The sequence below is a fragment of the Flavobacterium anseongense genome, assembly GCF_021608185.1.
Classification (GTDB): Bacteria; Bacteroidota; Bacteroidia; order Flavobacteriales; family Flavobacteriaceae; genus Flavobacterium; species Flavobacterium anseongense.
On record NZ_JAKIHN010000010.1, the window covers coordinates 1 to 24286 of the forward strand.

Sequence of the window (24286 nt, forward strand, 5' to 3'; positions counted from 1 at the left end):
GTAGTAGTTGTAACACTTACTGGAGTACTGCTAGCAGAAGTACTATTAGCACTTACTGCTCGTACTCTGTATTGATAGTTTGTAGCACCGGTTAAACCTGTAACCACTTGAGATTGATTAGGTCCTTCTACTGGAATAACTTGTTTGTTTTCATAACCTGGAACAAATGAATTAACACTTGCTGGTGTAAACGTATGAGAACCTAATCCAGTTACATTATCTATAGCTGATACCGTCCATTCTGACTCTAGTGTAGTAAATGCACTTGCACCGGTTCCTGTTGGACTTGAAGTAATCCCTGTAATTACAGTTGGTTTTCTTGTGAGTGTTTTATCTACAGTTGAATTTGAAGCTGAAGTCCATGCTGCTCCCGGATCATTCCCAATTCTACCAAAAATATCCACATAACTATCTGTAGATATTTTTTTCAAGGCAATAGCATCATCTCCATTAAAATTAGTAACTGACGAAGAAGCATAACCAGTGGTACCAACAAGAGTTGCCCCAGAATTTCTAAAAACCAGAGTAGCGCCATGGGCTAAAGTTCCTGTTAAATTTTCTGTATTGGATGCACTTGTAGCTCCATTGGTAAATAATAAAACTTGATAATCAGATAAATTTACTGTAGATCCAGTGCCATTATATATCTCTATATATTTATTATTAGAAGATCCTTCAATATATTCAGAGAAAAATAAATCTGTAGCATATGGAATAGTGGAAGTAGTCACATCTAATCTATACTCAGTGGCACCGGCAACGCTTCCCCAATTAGCCTTAAATGAATTACAAGTAATGTCACTACCAGCACTAACTGTTGGCACACCAATTCCCAGAGTCGTAAAAGTTGATGCTGTACCAGTAACTGTACCTGTACCATCAATAGCATAGGCTCTGTAATTATATAAGGTATTAGGTGCTAAGCCACTTATAGTGACAGATGAACCATTAGTAGCAGAAGAACTGCTAAAAGAATTATCCGTGCTATATTGAATTCCAGATGCTGTAACAGTAGAACAACCTTGCGTATAGGTAGTAGCTCCAAAAGTAATACTAACAGCTGTTATTCCCGAAGTAGCTCCAGCCACTATAGAAGAAACCGCTGAATTAATTCCTGAAGCTGTTACCGCAACAGTTATTCCTGAAGTCCCTCCACCTGTTATAGAGATAGAACCACTATAAGACTGAACTAATGTTGGAGTAAATTTCACATAAATAGTTTCTAAAATTTCTCCGTCAACAGGTGTTAATGTTAACGAATTAGAATAAGTACTGTCATCTGTTGAAAAAGTGAATCCTTCCAAACTGTTGACAGCAACATCACCTGTTAAATTCAATCCTAACAAACCAAAATTATTAGTACTTGAAGTAGTAATACATACACCGTTAAAAGCTGCTAAAGGATCTGCCTGTAACGAAGGATTTGTACAAGCTGTTGTAGACAAACTAGCTGAAGTTCCTGAAGTAACAACATCATCACCATTTTTAGCATATACTTTGAAACTATTGCTAGCTCCGCAATTTAAGTTAGAAACTGTTGTAGTACCCCAAATAGCAGCAGTCTGCCATACAGCAGAACCTAAAGTAGCACCTCCCGGCTGAACATAACTTCCATCATTCAATTGAATAGCATATAAAGTTCCGGATGGGTTTCCATCTCCACTGCCTATGGCAACATCAATACTAGTCTCAGTAGCATTGGTTAGTACTGGCGCAGTTGGTGTATTTGCAAAGGTATAAAAAGAGACGTTACTACCATTTGTAGTTCCTCCGGTCCCTCCCGAAGCTACAGCTTTATAGATGTATTGTGTATTAACAGAAAGTCCTGATATAGTTGCTGAAGTAGCAGTATTTAAAGTACCTGTTACCGCTCCTGATACCGGAGTAGTAGCCGTAACAGCAGTTGGATATTCAAAACTTGCAGTGGTAGCATTACCATTGGCATTAACCATACCATTCAAAACAGCAGAAGTACTGCTTAAAACTGTAGCAGCATTGGTCGTAACCGTTGGAGGAACTTTGGTAATTAAACCCGTAAAAGCAAGACCATTGGTACCGGCAGTAGGAGAATTAAAACCCCATCCACCTGTTGTAGTTTGTCCACTGGCATAATAACGAAAAGTAACGGTTGTACCGGCCGGAACATTTTGCAAAGCTGAAACCCCTGATACATCAATTGATAAAGTAGCTGGAGTTCCAATAGTAATAGTTGGTGAACCAATAAGGGTAAAAGTAGTTCCGTTTAAACTGTAAGCAAACTGTGAGCTAACTCCAGGAGTCGCAGCAAAAGTACCTGTTCCTGCCAAATTTGCTGTAATACTAGCTATATTAAGGATATTTCCTGTAGATGGAGTTAATGTAGTTTGAAAATAGTCTGTATTCGTTGTAGCGATTCCATTACTTTGAAAACCTGTAGTTCTAAATGAATTTGCAGCCTGGCTTGCTGTAGCTCCGGCACCACGAGTAATATTATTAGCACCTGATGTTGAAACTAAACTACTATTAAATGTTGTAGCAGTATATGTTGCAGGAGTATCAGTAGAAAGAATACCGAAAAAACTCCAACCTGCTAAAACAGGGTAAGTAACAGTCAATGTCTGTGTAACATCTGGTGCCGCATTATAATTACTATTTCCGGCTTGTGAAGCAGTTATTGTAGTTACTCCAACTGTACCAATAGTCACTTCACCCCCTGATGTTACACTGGCAACAGAAGAAGGAGGAGTAATAGAATAAGTTACAGCTCCTCCGGGCGCAGTTGCTGTTAAATTATAGTTTGCAGCGCCAAAAATTCGAGTATCTGTTGAAGGCAAACCAGTAATGACCTGATTAGCTTTTGTTATATCAAAAGTATAATCTACTGATGAGGCAGCCAAATAATTAGTATCAGCAGCAACGTCTGCTACTACTTTATAGGTACCAACAACTGTTGGTTTTGTGGTGCTTGGTCCATAGCTTGTTGGACTTACTCCTGAATAAGTATAGGTAACGATTCCTGTAGAACCTGTAACACTTGAAGTATCAGGCCCTTGTGGAGAACCTGTATAAGTAAACGTTTGTAAACCGGTAACACTTATACTGGAACTAGCTTGGTTAACGGTAACGCTGGCAGTTCCTATAGCATTGTTATAGTTGTTACTATCAGTTGGAGTAAAAGTAACGCTATACAGCGCTGTTCCTCCAGTAGGAACAGTTGCCGGTGATGTAAAAGCAAAATTTCCCCCAACACTAGCGGAACCACCACTCAAAGTAGCATCTGCTAAAGTTTGCCCATAAGTAATCGTTGCTGCCGTTGGAGAAGTTATAATTGTTGGAGTAGCTTTAGAAACAGCACTATTAGCAATAGCAACTGAAACAGCTGTGGCGCCACTAGAAGTTAAGGCAATATTTCCTGAATAAGTATTTACCGGAGCAGTATCCTTTAATCTAATATAAACTGTTGTGCTTGGAATACTTCCTGCTCCACCAACAGTTACGGTATCTGTAAAAGTTCCTCCCGAAGTAAGACTTACTTCAAAATTAGTATTAGGTGGTGTAACCAAAATACCTTCGGACATATTATTACCTGCTATGGTAAAACTAGCTTCTCCCGAAACAGTTCCGTAAGTAGCTGAAACAAAAGTTGGTGTTGTAGCAGCTGAACCCGTAATTAAAGCACCTGCACTAACAGTAATAGTACCAGGTAAATATGTAATATTATAGTTTGAAGCAGTAAAAGAACCTCCTGTTGCGGCTGATGCAACTACAGAACCCGGATAACTTCCTGCCGAATCAGCCGAATCAGCACCACTACCATAGGTAATCGTTACCGAACCAATAGTCTCTCCCGGTAGTAACCCACTACTAGTAAATGCAGTAGAACCCGAACCACCGGTAATAGTAGTACCTTCAGGCTTAGTAACATCATTAGCAGTAATCGTAAGTGCTTTTGGATTTACAAGAACACTTGCCGTTCCTGTGGCAGTATTATAATTTGTAGCATCATCCGGTGTAAAGGTTACACTATACAATGCTGTCCCAGCAGCAGGTACTGTTGAAGGTGTTGTGAATGTAAAAGTTCCAGTCACGCTGGCAGTTCCTCCTGATAAATTAGAAGATGCCAAGGTTTGTCCATAAGTAATTGCTGTTGCCGTTGGAGAAACACTAATTGTAGGCGTAGCTTTGATTACAGTTAACGATTGGGTAACTGAAGTAGCCGCACAATAAGTACCATTACCCGCTTGAGAAGCAGTTAAAGTAATAGGACCTCCAATACCGTTTATAGAAACGTTTCCACTGCCATCTACTGAAGCAACACCATTATTGCTCGAACTATAAGTTACAGCCAATCCCGAACTTGCCGTAGTAGCAATACTATGTGTCTCACCAAAACTTTTAGTAACTGGTGAGGCTAAAGCTGTAATTGTTTGAGAGGTACATTTTGTCGCATATAACGTAAAGTCATCTATTCCTATATGAACATTACTCCCCGAAGTGCCTGCATTCGCAATTGTAAATCTAAAATCTGCAGTACTACCTGCTGCAAGTGAAATTCCTGTTATTGTAATGCTTCTAGAATTAGATATGACAGCATTTGCAGCAACAACAGCATCAGCTCCAGTTGTACCATTAGTCAATGTTGTGCCTGTAACCCCAGTAGTTCCGTATGCACCAGCTCCCAAACGATAACTAAAATTCAATGTTGTTGGTCTATTTGCTGTCGAATATTGTTCAGAATTCCAACCAATAACAAATCCATCAACCGTGGAACCGGTATCATTCTTAATAGAAAATATTAATGTTGAAGACCCTGACGTCGAATGCTTCATTACTATAGCATAATCACTACTTGAGCCATTTGGGCGAGCCGCATACCAATTATTTCCGGATACATTAGAAAAAGTAGTTGTTCCTGCTGTTATGATGGGGTTTGTACCACTAAAAGAGGTTACGGTTCCCGCTATTGCCCAATTTGAAGGAACAGTGGCTAAAGTTCCAGCAAAACTGTTAAATGTTTGGGTATAAGTATTACCCGAACCTGTTCCTGTAATACTTAACTGCCCCCAACTCATATTCCATCCCATCAAAAAGACGGCGAATAATAGTAAGGTTGTTTTAGTTTTTTTCAAAGAGTCAAAGCTAAAGGTAGCATTTACAAACTCGCTCAATCTTAAAATAGTAGAGGTTCTTTTCATAACTAATTAATTTTTTATCAGTCTCAAATCTAATACTTAAAAAGCAAACTGCAAGAAAAAGATATTAACTAATTGTTATACAATAGTTAATAAGCATTTTATCGATTTTATTAGCATTTAATCGGTGCGGTTAGTCCTTTTATTGTTAAAAATATATCAGTATTTACTTTAAAATGTATTGCCTCAAAGTAGCAGAAAAAATGCAACCGATTGTATAAAAAATCGATTAAGATATCTCAACACATTTCAGAAAGTATCAAATCAATACAAATAACTATTGTCATTCTCCGATAACTAGGAAAAGGCAGAAAACTAAAAACAACTTTTTCATTCTCAGGCGGACGGTAAACCATTAACAACAACTAGTAACTAATAACAAAAAAAGACCCTCAATTGCTCGAGGGTCCTTTTTATAAATACGAAGGCGAAACCTGTTTTATCGTTTAACAACACGCACTGTCTGAACCTCTTCATCCTGTGATACAACTACATTGTATACACCACTCGGATAACGATCTCCAATTGTCGTTGTTTCTAAATCGGATACTCTAGCCTCACGTTGCTCTATCAATCTGCCAATCATATCATAAACTTTCAAGTTCACTACCGATTGACTTTCCGTTTTAACGTCAATCATAAAGTTGTTCGCAAACGGATTCGGATAAGCTGTAGCTTTGAATACATCGGCAACTACTTTTGCAGGTCCTGATGGCGTTGAAGCCGGGGCTGTTATTGAACAATCCTTAGCAAGGTCAATGTTAGGATACTCGCCATACAATTGTGCCACTACTGTTATCTTATAATCGACTCCGGCTATTAAACCAGGGAATTGATTTAGTTTCACATATTTACCCGGACTATAAACAGTATAATCATATGGATTCTCTTCAGTATAAGGCAAATCAACCGAATTATACAATCTAAATTGATACTGGGTAGCACCAGCAACAGCATCAGCATAAACATACTCATTTACCGTACTTGGAACACCTTCTACTCCACATTGAGCTTCAACTATCTGTGTCTCCGGGAAATCAGGGGTGAAAACTGAACATGGTGTTGTTGGTGAACTCCACGCCGAGTAGTTATCCATTCCGTAAGCCGTAACTCTGTATCTAACAGATACCGAATACTCTTTCTGTAATCCAATCAATAATTGATTCAACATCGTTAACCTAAAGTTAGCAACATTACGCGTGGCTGTTTCCTCTGTTACCGTTATTGGTAATTCTCCCGGCTGTTGCGTAGAAATTCGCGTAACTTTAAACTCAAACTGATTCGCTCCTCCTGCATAACCACTGGCATAAATATAAGCATTTACTGAAGCCAAAGTCGTACCGCATGGAATACTCGCTACAGGCAAGGCCGGTGTAGATACTAAACATGGGGTTCCATAAGCTGTATAAATCTGTGAACCAAAACTCGTAGCACCATAACCGTATCTAACACTGATTCTGTATGTAGTACCATAAGTAACCTGCAACGTTGACGGAATACCGGCAATATTAGTCAGTTTAAAATAAGGCACTGTTGTAGCAACACTTATCGTTTGAACAGGATTTCCATTATCCATACGCTCTATCAAAAACTCATAGCGATTAGCACCGTAAGTGGTACTGTTATTAGCATAAATATAGGAATCGATTCTCGCTATTGTATAAGCACATGCAACATTAGGCGGTCCAGCCTGGGTTGGCGGATTTGGCAATGTTGGTGCTGCAGGTGTAGTATAGCTCTGAGTATTACCGTTATATGGCTGTTCTTCTCCGTTAACAATAGCCGTAGCTTGTACATCATATGTAGAAGAATGTGCCGCATTAGAAGCTGACGAGAATACAAAACTTGTGGTGCTACTACTTACATAGGCAACCGAAGTTGGTGCATTGGTTTTAGTAACCTTGAAAATATAAGTAACCTGAGCTCCTGAATACGGAGACGTATTAGTAGCCGTTGAGCTATTGATAGTAGCCGTCATAGTTGCCAAAGGACCACTTGCGGTAGTAACATCTACAACTACAGGTGCGTGACCTTCAAATATAGAGCCGCTACAGTTATTATCAATACTATCAAAGTTAGTTTCTACAACGCCAGGATTAATAGCTGCGTTGCTATCTACACAATCTATATTATTAGATGCGTAGTAGTTACCAACCGAAGATGGATCATTACATGAAACTATAGTTGTTGCACCTACACTATTGGTACCATAACCATCATGATCTCCATCAGGATACCATGTTACATTGGTAGAAACAGTAATATTTGCTGATGAACTGGTAGCTGTACATCCGTTTCCATCCGTGTAAGTATAGGTATAGGTAGTGCTCGGTCCTGTATAAGGATTTGCAACACTATATGTTCCACCTGCAGGTGTTCCTGATAATGCAATAGCATTTCCTGTACAACCACTTACGTTAGCTGCAGTAACAGTTGGTAAAGGATTTATTGTAACCACATATGGAGCTGAAGTAAACGAACAACCATTACTATTTGTCACAGTAACAGTATAACTTCCTGCTGCTGTTGCTGTATAAGTGGCACTTGTTCCAGCAGAAGCAACATTAACGCCTCCAACTTTCCATTGGTAAGTAGAAATTGTACCACTTCCTGCAGTAGCATTTGAATTAAGAAGGGTACTTCCTCCAGGACAGAAAGAAGTGTTACCACTAATTGATGCTGTTGGTAAAGCGTTAACGTTAGGTGTTACACCTCCTGTTGCAGAACAACCTCCACCCGAAACCGTAACAGAGTATGTTTTAGCAGAGGTAATACCATTTGCCATAGGGTTTACAATATTAGTAGCCGATAATGTTGTTGGCAAAGTCGGACTTTCTGTCCAAGCATAGCTTAAGGTACCTCCAGAAGGATTAAATTTCCATGCTTCAGGAATAGTAATATCATAAGATGTGTTATTACGTGATGCCGGAGCATAACCTAATGTTCCTCCAACATTTTCAATACCTAACGATTTAGCTGATAAAGTCGGATCGACACTATTTTGAACATGTATCTCTATATGCTGGTCGGCTTCAAATATCTGTATCTGGCCAGTAAGATTTCCATTATTAGCTGCACTATTATAATATTTAACTCCATTGTAATTAATTACAAATATTCTGTTTGGAGCTGTTCCATTAGTAAAGTAGCTAACCTGACCAGCAACAGTTACATTCAAATCATCATGACTGATAGCTATAAAGTTATCCGGTGAAGTGGTATTTGGAATAGCCTGTACATAAGGCGAACCGGTAACTCCTGTTTGGAAAGCAGCATACCCATTAGAATAAATCAAAATATTTGAATAGTTTACACCAAAAAAGGAAACATTAAACGGTAATGACACTGTGTTTAACAATGCATCATCACCAGTAGCTGTATTCGTTACTGTTCCGGTAGGCGTTAATAAACCAAAAGTCCCAGCCGTCATAGTATAAGCAGCAGTTGTTCCGGCTACCACGTTCAATTGTGAACTTGAGCCTGAACAAACTGAACTAGGAGTAGCAGTTATACTTTGCATTAATACAGCCGGAGCTACAGTAATAGTAGATGAGGCGGTATTAGTACAACCATTAACATCAGTACCAGTAACTGTATATGTAGTTGTAGTTAATGGAGTTGCTGACACATTAGCCCCAGTTGTAGGACTTAATGACGTATTATTTGTATAAGTATAGTTAGAAGTTCCTGCTCCTCCCGCAGTCAATGCTACTGCTGTACCTCCCGGCGAACAATAAGTAGCTGTTGATGGTGATAAAGTAACCGCTGGCAAAGGGTTTACAATTAATGTTGCAGGATTACTAGTAGTAGTTTGTGTACTACAATTAGTCACTCTTACATAGTATTGCTCACCGTTATTTGCTGTTGTTACACCTATTAAATTTAATGTTGCACTTGTTGCGCCTGTAATAACACCTGCCGAATTAGCTAATTGCACATCTGGTGTTCCCACTCTAAACCATTGATAACTCATAGCAGCAGTACTGGTTGCAGTAACACTAAATGTTGCGGTAGTTCCCGAACATTTTGTCGTTGGTTGTGGATGCGCTGTTATAGCCGGTGCCGCTTGAACGTTAACCAAAAGAGGCGACGCTGAAGCTGAACAACCTTCTGAAGAGGTTACAGTCAAATTATAAGTAGTAGCTACACTTGGAGTAACCGTTGGCGAAGCAACGCTTGCAATAGTACTGCTAGGAGTAGAAGTCCAAGCATAACTATACGTAATTGGTATAGCTGGTGTAAATCGATAAACTTGACCGGTCGCAGGTTTTGTAGCAATGTTATTTGTTGAAGCAGAAGTACTGATAGTTGGACTCGCACTAACATTTTGCAACGAAATAAAATTAGAAGTAGAAGTACCCATTAAACCAATCGTAGCACCACCACTTGAACCAGCGTTATATGCTGTAGCATCTTGTCTGTAAACATATTCTATAATATTGGTTGTTTCATACAATTTGGCTTGGAAAGAAATTACAGCCGTTGCTGACTGAAAATTCCACTCCATGTTTAACCATTCAACTGTTAATACTCTACTTCCAACTGAACCACTTACTTGATAAGTTACGCCAGCTGTAGGTTGTAAATCATCCCAAAGTGGTGCAAGACCCGGTCTAACATTCGCAGCTGATGCTAAATCATTTGAGTTTGTAGAATCACCTGTAGTATTAAAGGTCAATAAACCATTAGAACTTACTTTAAAGTTAGCATAACTAGTACCACCATAATTGAAGTTAAATCCTATTGGAATAGAATTGGACAAGGCATCATCAGATGTAGTAGTAATAGAAGGCGCTGCAGTACCCCCACTTAATGGTGTAAAGGTTCCACTATTGGCACTAAACTTATAACCTCCCGTATTAATTGAGTAAATTGGATCTGCTGAAACGGCAGTTCCTGTTAACGCAATAGAAGTGTTAGGACAAGATAATACACTAGCATTGGTTGCAGTAGCAGTTAATGAACTTCCTGTGGTTACATTAACAGTTGCAGTATTGGTACAACCATTACCGTCAGTTCCAGTAACTGTATATAAAGTAGTCGAGCTTGGAGATGCAGAAACTGAAGCAGCAAGACCATCTGCTGGGCTTAAACTTGTAGTTGGAGTCCAAGCATACGTTGAAGCACCACTAGCCGATAAAGTAACTGCTGGACCAGGTGTACAATATGCTGCCGTTGAAGACGGAACAGTAACTGTTGGTCTGGTAACAGAAATTGTCGCTTCTGCAGATTTACTATCAGAACATGGACTAACTCCTGTTAAGAAAGCTTTATAGTAATAATTACCCAGTGGTGTCGCAGATGTAGTGGTAACACTCAATTGATACACACCAGTTGAAGGATTTGAACTTGAATAAGTCGCTCCGGCTGGAACACCATCAGTCACAGCACTATAACTGGCATCTGAAGCACCAGCAGTGGTAGCATATTTCCAAACTACGCTTTGAACAGTCCCAGTAGTGCTAATTGACAATACAGTAGGTAAAACCGAAGCCGGTTCTTGACAACGTACTATTGGAGTCGAATTCAAATCAGTTGAAATAACAACTGGACTGTTTATAGTTAATGAAGCTGATTGACTCACTATAGGTAAAACATTAGCACCACTTACACCAAATTTAACTCTGAATCTATAGTTGTTTGCTGTAGTAGCGTCTATGCCCGATATCATAAGTGTTTTATAATCTCTCACACCTAATACTAATGGAAACTCAAATGTTAAGCCTGGTACAGCAGTCGTATTCGGACCAGTGTATCCACTAGATATAAGATTACCATTGGTTAAGTATAAAGGAATAACCGTGGTAGTTGCAAAATTGTTTGTACTTACCTCCCACTGAGCTCTCAGTATTGTTCCCGAACCACTAGTAACCACATTAAATTGTGGAAGTGGATTAGTAGAAGCTGGTAAACAAATTGACAAATTTTGAGGATTTGTAGTTCCAACACTAGTAACAGTCAATGTTGCAGAACTGGAAACCAATGGAGCACAAGGTGACAATGGTGTTAAGATACATCTATAAACAGTGCCGTTTATTGCAGTGCTTGCATTAGAAATCGTTAATGTATTGGTAGTTTCACCACTGTAATTAGAAGAACTTACTACATTACTCCATGTGCCTGTAGGGTCATTTTCAGGAGGGGATGGTGTCGTAGAAGTTCTTATTTGCCATTGATATGTATATGGAACCGGAACTGGTGATAGTGTTCCTGCCACTGTGAAAGTAGCGCCAAATGTTGTTGCGGCGATTTGATTTGTAGGCTGTTGCGTAATACTTCCTTGATTATTTACACTAACAAGTACTGAAACTGGAGCTGAAGAACATGCAGGAGTAGTAGTGTTACTTGTAGCCACAACTTGATAAGTGGTATCAACTGTAGGACTAACCGAAACAGATTGTCCCGATAAACCTCCTGTCCAACTATACGAATTGTTTTCTGCAGATACAGCACTTAGTATTCCAGAAGAGCCATTACAAATAGTAATTGGAGATACAGTAAATGTTGGTAAAGGATTAACCGCAACAATTGTACTTCCCGGTGTACTACAAGTACCATTACTAGCCGTGAAAGTATAAGTTGTTTGAACTGTAGGTCTTGAATATACCTGAGAAACCTGCTGATTAGTATATGTAACATCCGAAGGAGAAATTTCTGTATACAATACACCTGAGCTAGCTGACCATGTAATGGTTGGATTTACAATTAAATCGCCTTTAAGCTGAACCTCATCAACTGCCCAATACCAATCATAATTACCCACATATCTAAATCTTATTTTAACATTTGATTTATTTTGAAATTGTGAAGGGATAGAAATTGTAGTTGATGCAAATGTGGATGCCGAACCAATATCAGTAGTAATATTATTTCTCAACTCAGTAGAAGTACTAAAATCATCATCAGAAATTTCAATAGCTGCAGCTGTTGTTGTAGTATTATTTAAATATTCCTTTAGTTGCAATGTTAAATTTGAATAACCGATAGTACTGAAAGAAGGAGATACTAATTGGGTATTAGTAGTATTAGTATCACCTGTAACATCTGAATTCGCCATCATAAATCCACCGGTAGAACCACTGAATGTGGTTAAACCATAAATGTAACCATTAGCTTGTGGTGCCCAATTAATTGAAGCAGATGAAGAAGCGTTAACAGTTGTAAAGGTACCAATACCACTATTAAAACTCTCACTAAAAACTGTACTATCAACAAGAGGTGAGAGAGTTCCTCCTGTGGCACTCAAAGTAACCGCTGAACCATAACATACTGTTGATGCAGAAGCATTAACTGTAACTGCAGATGGTGATTGATTAATTGAAACTGTCGTAGTAGCCGCTGCTGATGGACAACCATTGGTTGTAACAACTAATGAATAAGTCCCTGCAGAAGCTATAAGAGCACTAAAGGATGGATTTTGGTCAGATGAAGCAAAGCTATTTGGACCTGTCCAACTGTAAGTTGTATTAGCAACAGGAGCACCACTTGATAAATTTAAAGTAGTTCCTGAACAAACGGGGCTGTTACTTGATGGCGTTGCAGTTGGTGTCGGATTAATTGTAATCGTAACCAAAGAAGAATTATCGGTAGAAGAATTCGTAGCACAAGTAACTCGTAACCAATAATAAGTAGTAGCATTTACAGCTCCGGTAACTAAAGCCGTAGGATTAGATTGTCCTACAACCGGGCTACCGGCATTTGGATAATCACCAGAATTTGTTGATGAATACCATTGGTAAGTTGTACCAATTCCATCGGAAAAACCTGTCGCCGTAATAGTAGGCGTTCCTGAAGCACAATAAGTAGCACTTCCTGATGCAGTTCCACCCACAGCAGCTACACAATTCGGAATAGTAAATTCATCAGCACCTAAATCAGGTGTTGTTGCGCTTCTGGTTTCTCCATCATAATCAACTGTAACATTTGCAATTGGCGTTCCTAAGTTATCTAAGGTAATATTTGCATTTGTAATGTGTAAATCAGTTGTAGAGGTAAAAATTGGCAATGTACTCAAAGAGTTTGAATCTTTTCCTGTAGCAGATTGCCAAGCAGAAAGAGTAGCTTGGTCGGTGGCATTACTAGCTAAGACATTTGCTGTTCCTCCACTGGCATAAATATCATTATAATCAGAAGTCAAGGAAGTTAATGATGCTATCGTTCTGTAAGCATAATGTTTCCCTGTTCCACCAGTTCTGGTATTGCTTATAATATTGTTCTTAAAGTTTGTTGTAGAAGCTATACTATAATAATAAGCTGCTGAGTTACTAGAACCCGTAACTGTTCCTGTAATAGATACTGTATTATAATAAATATCAAATAGTCTTCCCGTACCTGCTTCATCAAAAATACCATATACAGTTAGCGCAGTAGGAGCATCAAGCGAAATCATATTATTGGTTATAATACCAGTAGTCGCAGTTTGCATATTAACCAAATCTATACCGTATACGGATCCTGTGGAAGTCGTTTTTAAATCATAAATTTTATTTCCTGAGAAAGTAAATCCTTCTTGTGTTGCTGTTCGAACAATAATACCTGTAAGTGCTGTAGATTGCGTTGTGACCTCATAGATTTTATTTCCTGAATATACTGTTCCTGCTCCACTACTTTCTCTAATACCAGCGATAGAAAAATTAAAAATATTATTATTAGAAATAATATTTCCTGAATTTTTAATCGCAGTAGTCGTTGTTGAACTATTGTTATTTACACCAATTCCAGTAGCAGTAGCTCCTCCTGATATATCATTGTTTTGGATGATATTATTATCATTACCGTTAGTTGTACCTGAACTTAAAAGGACAACTCCGGATGTGGTTGCGGTACCTACTCCATTCAATACTGTATTTTTTATAGTATTGTTAGAAGCATCATTAATGAATGTAACTACAGTTCCTGAGGTATTAGTATTACCAATAGTTAGATTTTTAGTTGTACCACCAACCGTATTAGAACCATCAATAGTTACATATTGTGCTCCGTTCAAGTTAAATATTGCAGTTGCATTACTTCCACTAATAGTCTTAGTAACTCCTGCACCTGGCTTAATTGTAACAGTGTTTGTAGCACTTACTCCTGCTACAGCACCCATTGCAATTGGTAATGTTTCTGTTCCCGAATAATCACTTTGCAATTCTAAAAGAACAGCACCACTTACACCACGGAAGCTCAAATCAAAATTAGCAGCTGTTAATGTGGTGAAGTTAGGGAATGTTTGTGAAGCACCAATTAAATAAGTACCTGACATTGGAGCAACAATATTTCTAACTCCGGTTGGAGCAGTAATTGATGGCGTACGAACAATTCCGTTTACTGTTAAACCAGTGCATTCTGCATCAAGTACATTTCCGTTAGTTGCACCTCCTGTCACGTCATAGGTCAACCAGAAATAATTTGTCCCCAAAGCTAAAGCCTGAGTTCCTGTTACTGTATGACTACCATTTGGAGATGCTACTGTAGCTCCACTACCACCAAACTGTCCTACAGCAGAGAAAGTACTCGAAGTTCCAGTGTAGAAAATTTTTGCATTTGTAATGTCGGTTAAAGGAGCACTAGTTCCTGTTGTGTTAAAATCAATTGATGTAACAGTAGCTGTTGCTGCTGATGTTACTACTTGTATTCCTATAACCTGTTGATTGGTAGTATTAGTAGTAACACTATTGGTATTTTGAGTTGTAGTTGAAGAAGTAAAAGGGTCAGTAATAGTTAAAGTTCCGCTTATTTCGTCATTTGCTGACATTGAATCTCCTACCAGTTCGGCCTTAGCGTAAATAGTATAAGATCCTGCAACAGCAACTGTTCCTGATGGGAATGTTACTGTAGTTGTAACTCCATTGGCAATAGAAGCAATCGTCGCGGTATTATTATACACCTCCACTAAACTGGAGTTTACTATTCTATAACGCACTGGTACATTTGTCTGAGTATTAATACCAGGATTAGTGAAAGAAGCCTGAGGTGCAAATGCAACTCCTACCGTTTTTGAACTGGCAGTAGCAGGGTTTATAAAAGCAGTTGCTGCTATATCATTATTAACCGGTGCAATAAAGATTCCTTCATCTGCTCCAACATCTGGTGTAGAAGCATTTCGTGTATCACCATCAATATCATTAGTAATTCCGGCAATTGGTGTACCTGCTGCCTCAACAAATGTTGCTACACTAGTATTGATATGGAGATCTGAAGTCGATAAGAACTGTGGATTTTGACTAAAAGATTGCGCATCTTGTGCACTGGCAGTTCTCCAGGCTACTATATCGGAACGGTCTGATCCCAAGTAACCTACAATAAATGTAGAATTAGATGATGACACACCATGATAGTCATTATAGTTAATATTTGTAAATGCAGTATTTGCTGCTGCACTATAAATACCATAGTTTTTAGAACCTGAAGTTCCTGCATTGTTTAATGAATTGGCAAAAATATTATTTCTAATATCTAAAGTAGTAGCACCACTTCCAACATATAAACCTGCAGTTATTGTGGCGCTAGAATAACTATGGCTGCCAGAAAGATAAATAGTATTATAGTATAAATTAACACCTCCAGTAGTTGTTGATAGAGTACTAGACCCTCCTACCATACCAATACCTATACCTAATGCGGAAGAACTGCCAAATGATGTATAGTTAGAACCAGTTACGCCACTAATAAAGTTGTTAGCTATGGTCAAGGCACTGGTTGCAGTACCTGTTCCAACAGTGATACCACGTCCACCCCAACCATTTGATGCAGTTACGTTAACCTTAGAAATAGTATTTCTTACAATTGAAGAAGAAACAAATCCTGATTCAATCGAAATACCAACAGGTGTTGTTCCTGCAGATGTTTGCTCCGTTATTGAGTTTTGGTCAATAGTACTAACAAGTCCATTACCAACTTGTATACCTACAACAGAAGAAAGTGAACCATTATAATCTATTGTATTTCTTGTTATTGCTAAATTATCATTTCCTCCTGAACTTACTGAAGCAGTACCATTAGCATAAATACCAACACCACAAGCAGTAATATTATTATTTTGGATAGTAACGTTATCATTATCGGCACCTTGTGATGGTAGCGTTGAACCACCTATACAAATACCATAACCTAATGATGTTTGAACACCTGTACTTAAATTACAATTTTTAATAGTATTATTAATTGCACCGGCTCCTGTACCTTGACTCGCTAACCAAATTACTGATGGTGCAGTTGTAGCGGAATTTGTTATGGTTAAACTTCTATCTGTACCACCGTTGATGTTACTACCATCAATGGTTACATAATCGGCACCATTTAATTTGATAAGAGCACCAGAAGCTAAGCTTCCTGAAATAGTTGGTGTAACACCACTAATTGGTTTTATAGTTAATGTATTAGTTGCATTTGCAGTTGCATTTGCATTAATTGTAATTGGGAATGTTTCAGATCCATAAGCAGCATCAGTTAAAGTGAATACTACAGCACCTGTTAAGCAAGAGTTGTTATAAGCCGTAACTGCAGCTGTTAAAGTTGCATAATTCCCTCCAGACCCAACAGTGTATGTGCCTCCTAAAGCAGGCAAATTAGTATAAGTACTTGGCGTGGTTGGTGGTGTTGCTGCTGACGGCGGATTAGCTGTCAAGCCTGCTGCTCCAACTGAAGGTGAAACCGAAACGTTTGGTGTAGCAACATTATCCTGAGCCACTATATAATAAGAAATTACATCATTAGCTAAAGAACCTGTACCAATAGTAAAGTCATATTGGTTACCTGAAATATGAGTACCTGTACTAGCAGCATAAGCACCTGCTCCTATCTTCCAATACAAAACAGGCAAACCTGCTCCCGAAGTTGGAACTCCGCTAAGATCAGTAATTGTTGCCGATAATACTCTTGTTCCTGAACCACAAAAGTTAGCCAAAGGAGTATAAGTAATGGTTGGAGGAACTAAATCTAAAGAAGCAAAATCACCTGCATCAGCACCAATATCTGTAGGTGATAATCCTGATCGGGTTTGACCATCGTAATCATTAGTAACAGCTGCCACAGCTAATCCTGCAGACTCAATTGGAGATGAAAGTGTTGTACTAATATGTAAATTAGGTGTAGTTCCGGTAGCATCAATAAACTGAGGATCAGCATTTATACTGTTTGCATCCTGTCCGGTAGCCAATTTCCAAGCTGCAAAGTCCACTCTGTCTATAGAGTTGAACAATCCAAACACACCACCAGTTCCTGTTACAAGATAATCGTTATAATTAAGTGTCAATCCGGCAGGATTAGCCGTAGTACCAGCAATTCTTACAGCATAGTGTTTTCCACCTGTTGATGCATTAGAACGGGCATTTACAAAAATATTATTTTGGAAAGTACGGGTATTCGTTGTTTGGTCAGTCTGGAAAGCAAAAGTATTTCCGGTTTGGATACCAACACCTGACCCACCAATATATATGCTATTAAAATAGATACCACTGTTTGCACTACTACCAACTTCATATAAACCTACAATAGTATTCCCATTGGCAACAGTCTGTCCTAAGCGAATCATATTGTTTTGCACATTGGCCAAACCGCTGTTAAATTGGATTCCTCTAATAGTAGCAGAAGGACTGCTCGAAGCTACAACCAATGAATATATTAAGTTTCTTTCAATTAAATTGGTACCACTTGTTGGTCCTGCATAATAAATACCTGTCACTGCCGAAGCAAGAGTAGTATCTGTACTTGACAGACCATAAACCGTATTTTGAGATACCGTTTGACCGGCTGTAGTAGCCGCTGTCAGAGAAATACCTATGATAGAAGCTGCTGAACCTGTACCTACATTGGTAGATGATGAAGTTAAATTTCTAACTGTATTTCCTGTAATTGAAAATGATCCTCCTGTACTTCCTGGTGTTGATATTCCTAGCACTGTGGCAGATGAACTGGTACTTGTACTGCTTAAGTTGGCAATAGTATTATTGCTAACTACACTGCCAGTATTGGTTGTTGACAAAAATATACCTAATAAACTACTAGTAGTTGAACTAGTAAGACTATTAGCTGTTGTAGTACTACCAATTGTATTGTTAGATACTGTCAAAGAAGTTGGAGTACTTTGAACTCCAATACCTCTAACACTTGTGCCTGTAGTCGGAGAACCTGTATTAGAAACTGAAATACCGCCAATAGTATTATTAGAAATATTTAATGCTCCCGGAGTACCCGTACCTGCCAAAATCGATGAGAAAATAGCAGCTGAACCTGAAATAGAAATAGTAATACTTCCTGTCGTTGATTGACTTCCTAATATGTTTCCTGTCACATTTCCAATGTTAAACGAACCCGTTACAGCACCAATTAATGATTGAGCTGTACTTGTACTAGAAGAAGTAAACGAAATATTTTGAATAGTATTTCCTTGTACTGAAGTTGGAGTTGTAGTTCCAACGGTTAATCTCAACAATCTAATAACTCCATTACCTGCAATTGTTAAAGGACTACCAGCACATGATGCCTGAGAACCTCCAACATAATTTCCTGTAACTGCAAAATTATTTCCGGATGAGTTGGTAACTTGAATTCCGTGGAAAACAGAACCTGATGTTGTAAACGTTCTGGTAGCCGTTTGGTAAAAACTATTTCCACTAATAATCCAATCTGTATTACCGGCACCTAAAAAGACTCCGTTACAATCAGCAGTAGCATTGAAATAATCAAAAATATTATTATTTGAAATTGTATTGCCGCTATTATTTGTAGCTGCTGTTGTAGTAGTACCTACTGAATAAACCCCATTAGTTGGGCTGGCGATATTCGGTCCTATATTACAATTAGTAATGGTATTACCATCATTACCGTTCGCTCCAGTTGTAGTACTAAACAATACTACACCACTGGTGGTAGAAGTATTATCACTTTTTAAATTAGTATACTTTACAGTATTATTAGAAGCTTCATTAATAAAGGTGATAGCAGTTCCTGTAGTATTTGTATTGGTAACAGTCAACGAATTAGTTGAACCTGTTCCATTTTGACGTCCGTCAATTATAAAATTCTGAGTTCCATTAAGATTGAAAATTGATGTTCCTGCCCCTGTAATAGTTGCTGTAACACCAGTTGCCGGCATAAGGGTAACCGTATTGGTAGAAGAAACACCTGGTACATTCCCCGGTATATTAATAGGGTAAGTCTCGCCAGCAGAAGCGTAATCTGATTGCAATACAAATGATACCGGAGCGCTAACACCACGAAGTGATAAATCAGCTAAAGCCCCGTTTGCACCTGTTAATGTAATGTAATTAGCACCTGAAGCACCAATTGTATAGGGTCCTGCCATTGGGCCAACAATAGATCGGCTACCACTTGGTATCGTTACAGTTGGTGTACGAGTTATACCATTAACCGTTATACTCGTACATTCAGCATCAAGCACATTACCACCTATTGCATTAGATGACACATCATAAGTCAACCAAAAATAATAAGTCCCTGCACTAGCTAATGTCTGAGAACCTGTTATAGTGAAAGTACCGTTTGGAGAAACTGAAGTAGAACCAAATTGTGTTCCGGTTGCAAAAGTACTACTGTTAGTTGTATAAAATACTTTAGCATTACTAATATCATTATTTGCATTAGTAGAACCGTTAGTATTAAAGGTAAAAGATGTTACTAAACCGGAAGCAGCACCTGTAACAACTTGTACTCCTATAATTTGTTTGTTTTGTGTATTTGCACCAAGCGAACTTACATCGGTTTGTGTTGTAGTTGATGAAGTATAAGGATCTGTTACTGTAATCGTACCGCTTATTTCATCATTGGTTGACAGTGCATCTCCAGGATTTTCAGCTTTAGCATAAATAGTATAAGTACCTGTAGCAGCAATAGTAGCCTGAGGAGAATCGAAACTAACAGCTGAACTTGTAATTCCTGAAGCTAAACTTGCAATAGTTTTTGTGCTATTATAAACTTCGGTAACAGCCGGTGACGGACCAACTATTCTATAACGAACAGGTATATTTGTCTGATCTGCTGAACCTATATTAGTGAAAGTTGCCTGTGGTGAAAACGCAACACCAACTGTATTTGTTCCGCCATTAGCAGGGTTTGAAAAAGCGGTAGCTGCGATATCGTTAGTCGCCGGAGGCGTAAAGGTTCCTTCATCTGCACCAATATCAGGTGTAGTAGCATTTCTTGTATCTCCATCAAAGTCAGTTGTAACTCCAGCAATTGGAGTTCCTTTCGACTCAACTTGAGTTGGAATTGACGTGTTAATATGAAGATCTGTTGCCGAAATAAATTGTGGATTTCCAAATACAGAATTAGCATCTTTTGAGGTAGCTGTTCTCCAAGCAGCAAGATCTGCTGTGTCGCTAGTAACATTATTCCCTAAAATTGTATTTCCTGTTCCTCCACCAATATAAAAAGCGTTATAATTTGAAGTTAGAGCTCCAACACTGGCAATTGTTCTTATAGCATAATGCTTTCCTGTACCACCTGCTCTGGTATTAGAGAAGATGTTGTTTTTAAGATCACTTGTACTTGCCTGATTTCTGTAATAGGCATAAGAGTTACTCAACCCAGATACTGAGCCTGACAAGGATACACTATTGTGATAAATATTAAAGATTTCACTAGTATTAGTATTATCGTAAATTCCATAAGCAGTAAGAGGTGCTGTTGCATCGATCACTATCATATTGTTGGCTAGTAAACTCGCAATACCAGTAATAGTATCAACCATTTGAATTCCGTAAACAGTTCCTGTACTAGTAGTTTTTAGGTCATAAATTTTATTGGCAGTTGCTGTAAATCCTTCTATACTTGTAGAATTTATAAGAATACCAGCCAAAGTGGTTGTTTGTGTAGCTACCTCATAGATGTTATTTCCTGAATAGACTGTTCCTACCGAACCACCAACATCGGTAATACCTGTAGCAGAAAAATTAAAAATATTGTTCCCGGTAATTTGTATTCCAGAATTTTTAATTGCAGTAGAGGATGTAGAACCCGAATTGTAAATTCCGTTTGCAGTAGCAGTTGCACCACCCGAAATATCATTATTCTGAATTATATTTGTATCATTACCTGTAGTTGCTCCCACTGAAAAAGTTATTACACCATTTCCTGAAGAAGTTGACACCCCCGTTAAAATACTATTCTTTATTGTATTATTTGTGGCATCGTTAACAAACCTGAAAACAGAACCTGAAGTGTTGGTGTTACTAATGGTTAAGTTTTTAGTAGTACCGCCTACAGTATTTGAACCGTCAATAGTTACATATTTGCCAGCAGATAAATCGAATATAGTTGTTGCATTTGAGCCACTTATTGTTGGTGTAGCACCGGTTGCAGGTTTAACAGTTATAGTGTTTGTTGCCGAAACTCCGGCAACAGTTCCAAATGTTAATGGAAAAGTTTCACTTGTACTAACATAATCTGTATCTAATGATAAAGTTACCGCCCCTGAAACCCCGCGCGAATTCAAATCAGATATTGCACTGGTAATAGTAGTAAAGTTAGGGTAAGATTTACCGGCTCCCACCAAATAGGTCCCTGACATTGTACCTACAATAGTTCTGCTTCCTGATGGTGCAGTAACCGTTGGTGTTTGAGGACTACCAACAGTTATACTGGTACATTCACCATCAATTACATTACCAGTTGGTGAACCGGCTACTACGTCGTAAGCTAACCAAAAATAGTTGTCACCTTCCAAAAGTGCTTGAGTTCCCGTAACATTAAAGCTGGCAATAGTTGGTGTAGCACTACCAAATAAAGTCGTGGTAGCAAAAGTGGTTGATGAACCTGTATAATAAACCTTAGCTGTTGTTGCATTTATGTTAGCGATTGCTGTAGTTCCGTTTGCATTTAAAGTCAAACTGGTTAAAGACAAAGGGCTTGTTGAACCCGTAGTAACCACTTTAACACGAATAACCGAATTATTATTTGATCCTGCAGCAACATTGGTAGTAGTTGGCTGTTCTGTGGTTGATGAGCTATAGGCCATGTTATTAAGTGGCACACCATCAAACTCATCAGCTCCTAAATCGGGAGCAGAAGCTCCTCCATTTACAGAACCCGATGGCCCCGGACGCGCATCTCCATCAAAATCTGTTGTTACACCTGTTGTAGCTGTACTAACTCCTGTCGACTCTAATGGTGTAATTGAAACCCCTGTATTTATATGTAAATTAGTAGCGCTATTAAATGGTGCTGCAGTAGTAAAACCTTTTGAGGCATTATCATTGTTAGTATTTGCCGCTAACAAAGTACTGGTATAAGTACGTAAATTAGTTGAACCTGTTGTAGCAGCCGGGTTGAAATTAGCTACTGTGTAAACACCTGTGCCAAAAGTAGTCCCAACTTGAGCTATTGCACTTAAATTAGCAGTACTTCCCGTATAGTAAGCATTATTATTCAAAATAAGATTCATGGTGGAAGTTCCTCCACTTGGCAAATACAAACAAGTAAAAGCACTTGATGTACTGGAAGAAGTCATTGTATTTGAGAAAATGTTATTTCTAACATCAATACCTGTAAGTCCTGTTCCAGAAATTGATAAACAAGTTTGCAAATTTGCAGTTCCTGCATCGGAACCTGTCAAACTTACAGTATTGTGATATATTTTATGATTTAAACCTGTATTGATTCTAATACCTTGTGCTCCATATGTTGTGCTAAAACTTGAAGAACCAATATTCTTAACATTATATATGAAATTATTCCTAACGGTATTTGCATTTCCAGCATCAAGTGTAATCCCAATTGCACCATAACCACCTGTATTATTTTGATACACTCTACCTATTGTATTTTTCTCAACAACCATATTGGTTCCACTTGAACTAATAACCCCTAAATCAATCCCTACAATAGAAGTAAATGGTGCAGTTGTAGATCCAATCCAACTTTCTACATAAATAGTGTTACCACTAATGGTTCCACCTCCAAAACCTTGAGCAGAAATACCCCTCCAAGCCACACCGGTTGTTGCACCAGCTGTTGCATTCCCTATTGTATTGTTACTAATGGTAAGAGTTGGAATAACTGTAGTTGCTGAACCGGTAATATAAATACCTTTCCCACAAGCAGAAATTTGATTGTTTGTGGCAGTAAAATTCAAAGCAGTCACAGTACTACCTGTTGTAGTTGAATTACTTGAAATTGCCGAAGGCGCAGTGGTTACAGCCGCCGTACTAGCTCCCCCCGAAAGTAGAATCCCGTGAGATGAACCTACAGAACCAGTAGTTGCCGAAGTATTACTACTTGTAATTTGAGCTGTTGCATTACCATTAATAATACAGTTTCTAACAATAACATTGTCTGCACTCGTTATCAAAGTTGATAACGCAATACGAATTACAGATGTATAAGTAACTGTGGTCGCAGCCGTATTGGTTATAGTTAAATTTCGATTTGTACCTCCTGTATTTGGATTATCACCGTCTATAGTAACATTATCTGCTCCATTAAGCTCTATCAAACCACGCCCTGTTACAGTTGGTCCCGAAATAGTTACTCCGTCTGTAGTTGGGCGTATATTTATTGACGTATAAACAGCTGAGCCCGCTCCAGAGCTATTTAAAACACAAGCTGCAGTCTCTGTTGTATTTGCACTAATGGAAATTACAATATCTCCCCTATGTGTTCCGGCATTAATTGCAGTAAATGCTGCTCCTAATGTTGTAAAAGAACCTGTAGCTGTTCCTGCCGTTGCAGTTAAACCTACCTGTGCATTAACATTAATTACTCCAAAAACCATAAGCAACACACCAACCATCCATGAGGACTTTATGGTATTTGAACTTTTTGTATTTTTTGTTTTTAAATTGCTGTTAGTAATGGCAACTGCTTTACTAATAATCGAAGTGGTGTAATGATTCATCATAATCTAAAAATTGGATTGACTTTAGCCTGGCAAAATAGGATGACTTTTTCAAATAATAACTATAACGAATATTAAATTTTATTGCCTTTTCATATTTTTATCATTTTTTCACACGTAATGACTATTTATTATTAATTTCTTAAAGAAATCTTAAAAAAAGACTTTCGGTTTATCAATATCAATTATTTTATTATGAAAAAAGCAATGCATTTTTCAGAAAATCAAACACAATTATCTAATAAACATAGGATTACGTAGGCTTTTTTTGAAGAAT

2 protein-coding genes are annotated in these 24286 nt (G+C 38.2%); both read right to left on the reverse strand.

The window, feature by feature from the left end:
• A partial coding sequence (locus tag L1S35_RS12065) for a beta strand repeat-containing protein (RefSeq protein WP_236401030.1) occupies nucleotides 1-5174 on the reverse strand: 5174 nt, incomplete at its 3' end.
• Nucleotides 5175-5610: 436 nt separating this feature from the next.
• Complete coding sequence (locus L1S35_RS12070) at nucleotides 5611-24012, reverse strand: NIDO-like domain-containing protein (protein WP_236401032.1); 18402 nt, start codon at nucleotides 24010-24012, stop codon at nucleotides 5611-5613.
• Between the last annotated feature and the right edge of the window lie 274 nt (nucleotides 24013-24286).

Bases quoted from the DNA above. Each gene is read 5' to 3' on its own strand.
- L1S35_RS12070 (WP_236401032.1), bottom strand. From the start codon at position 24,012: ATGATGAATCATTACACCACTTCGATTATTAGTAAAGCAGTTGCCATT.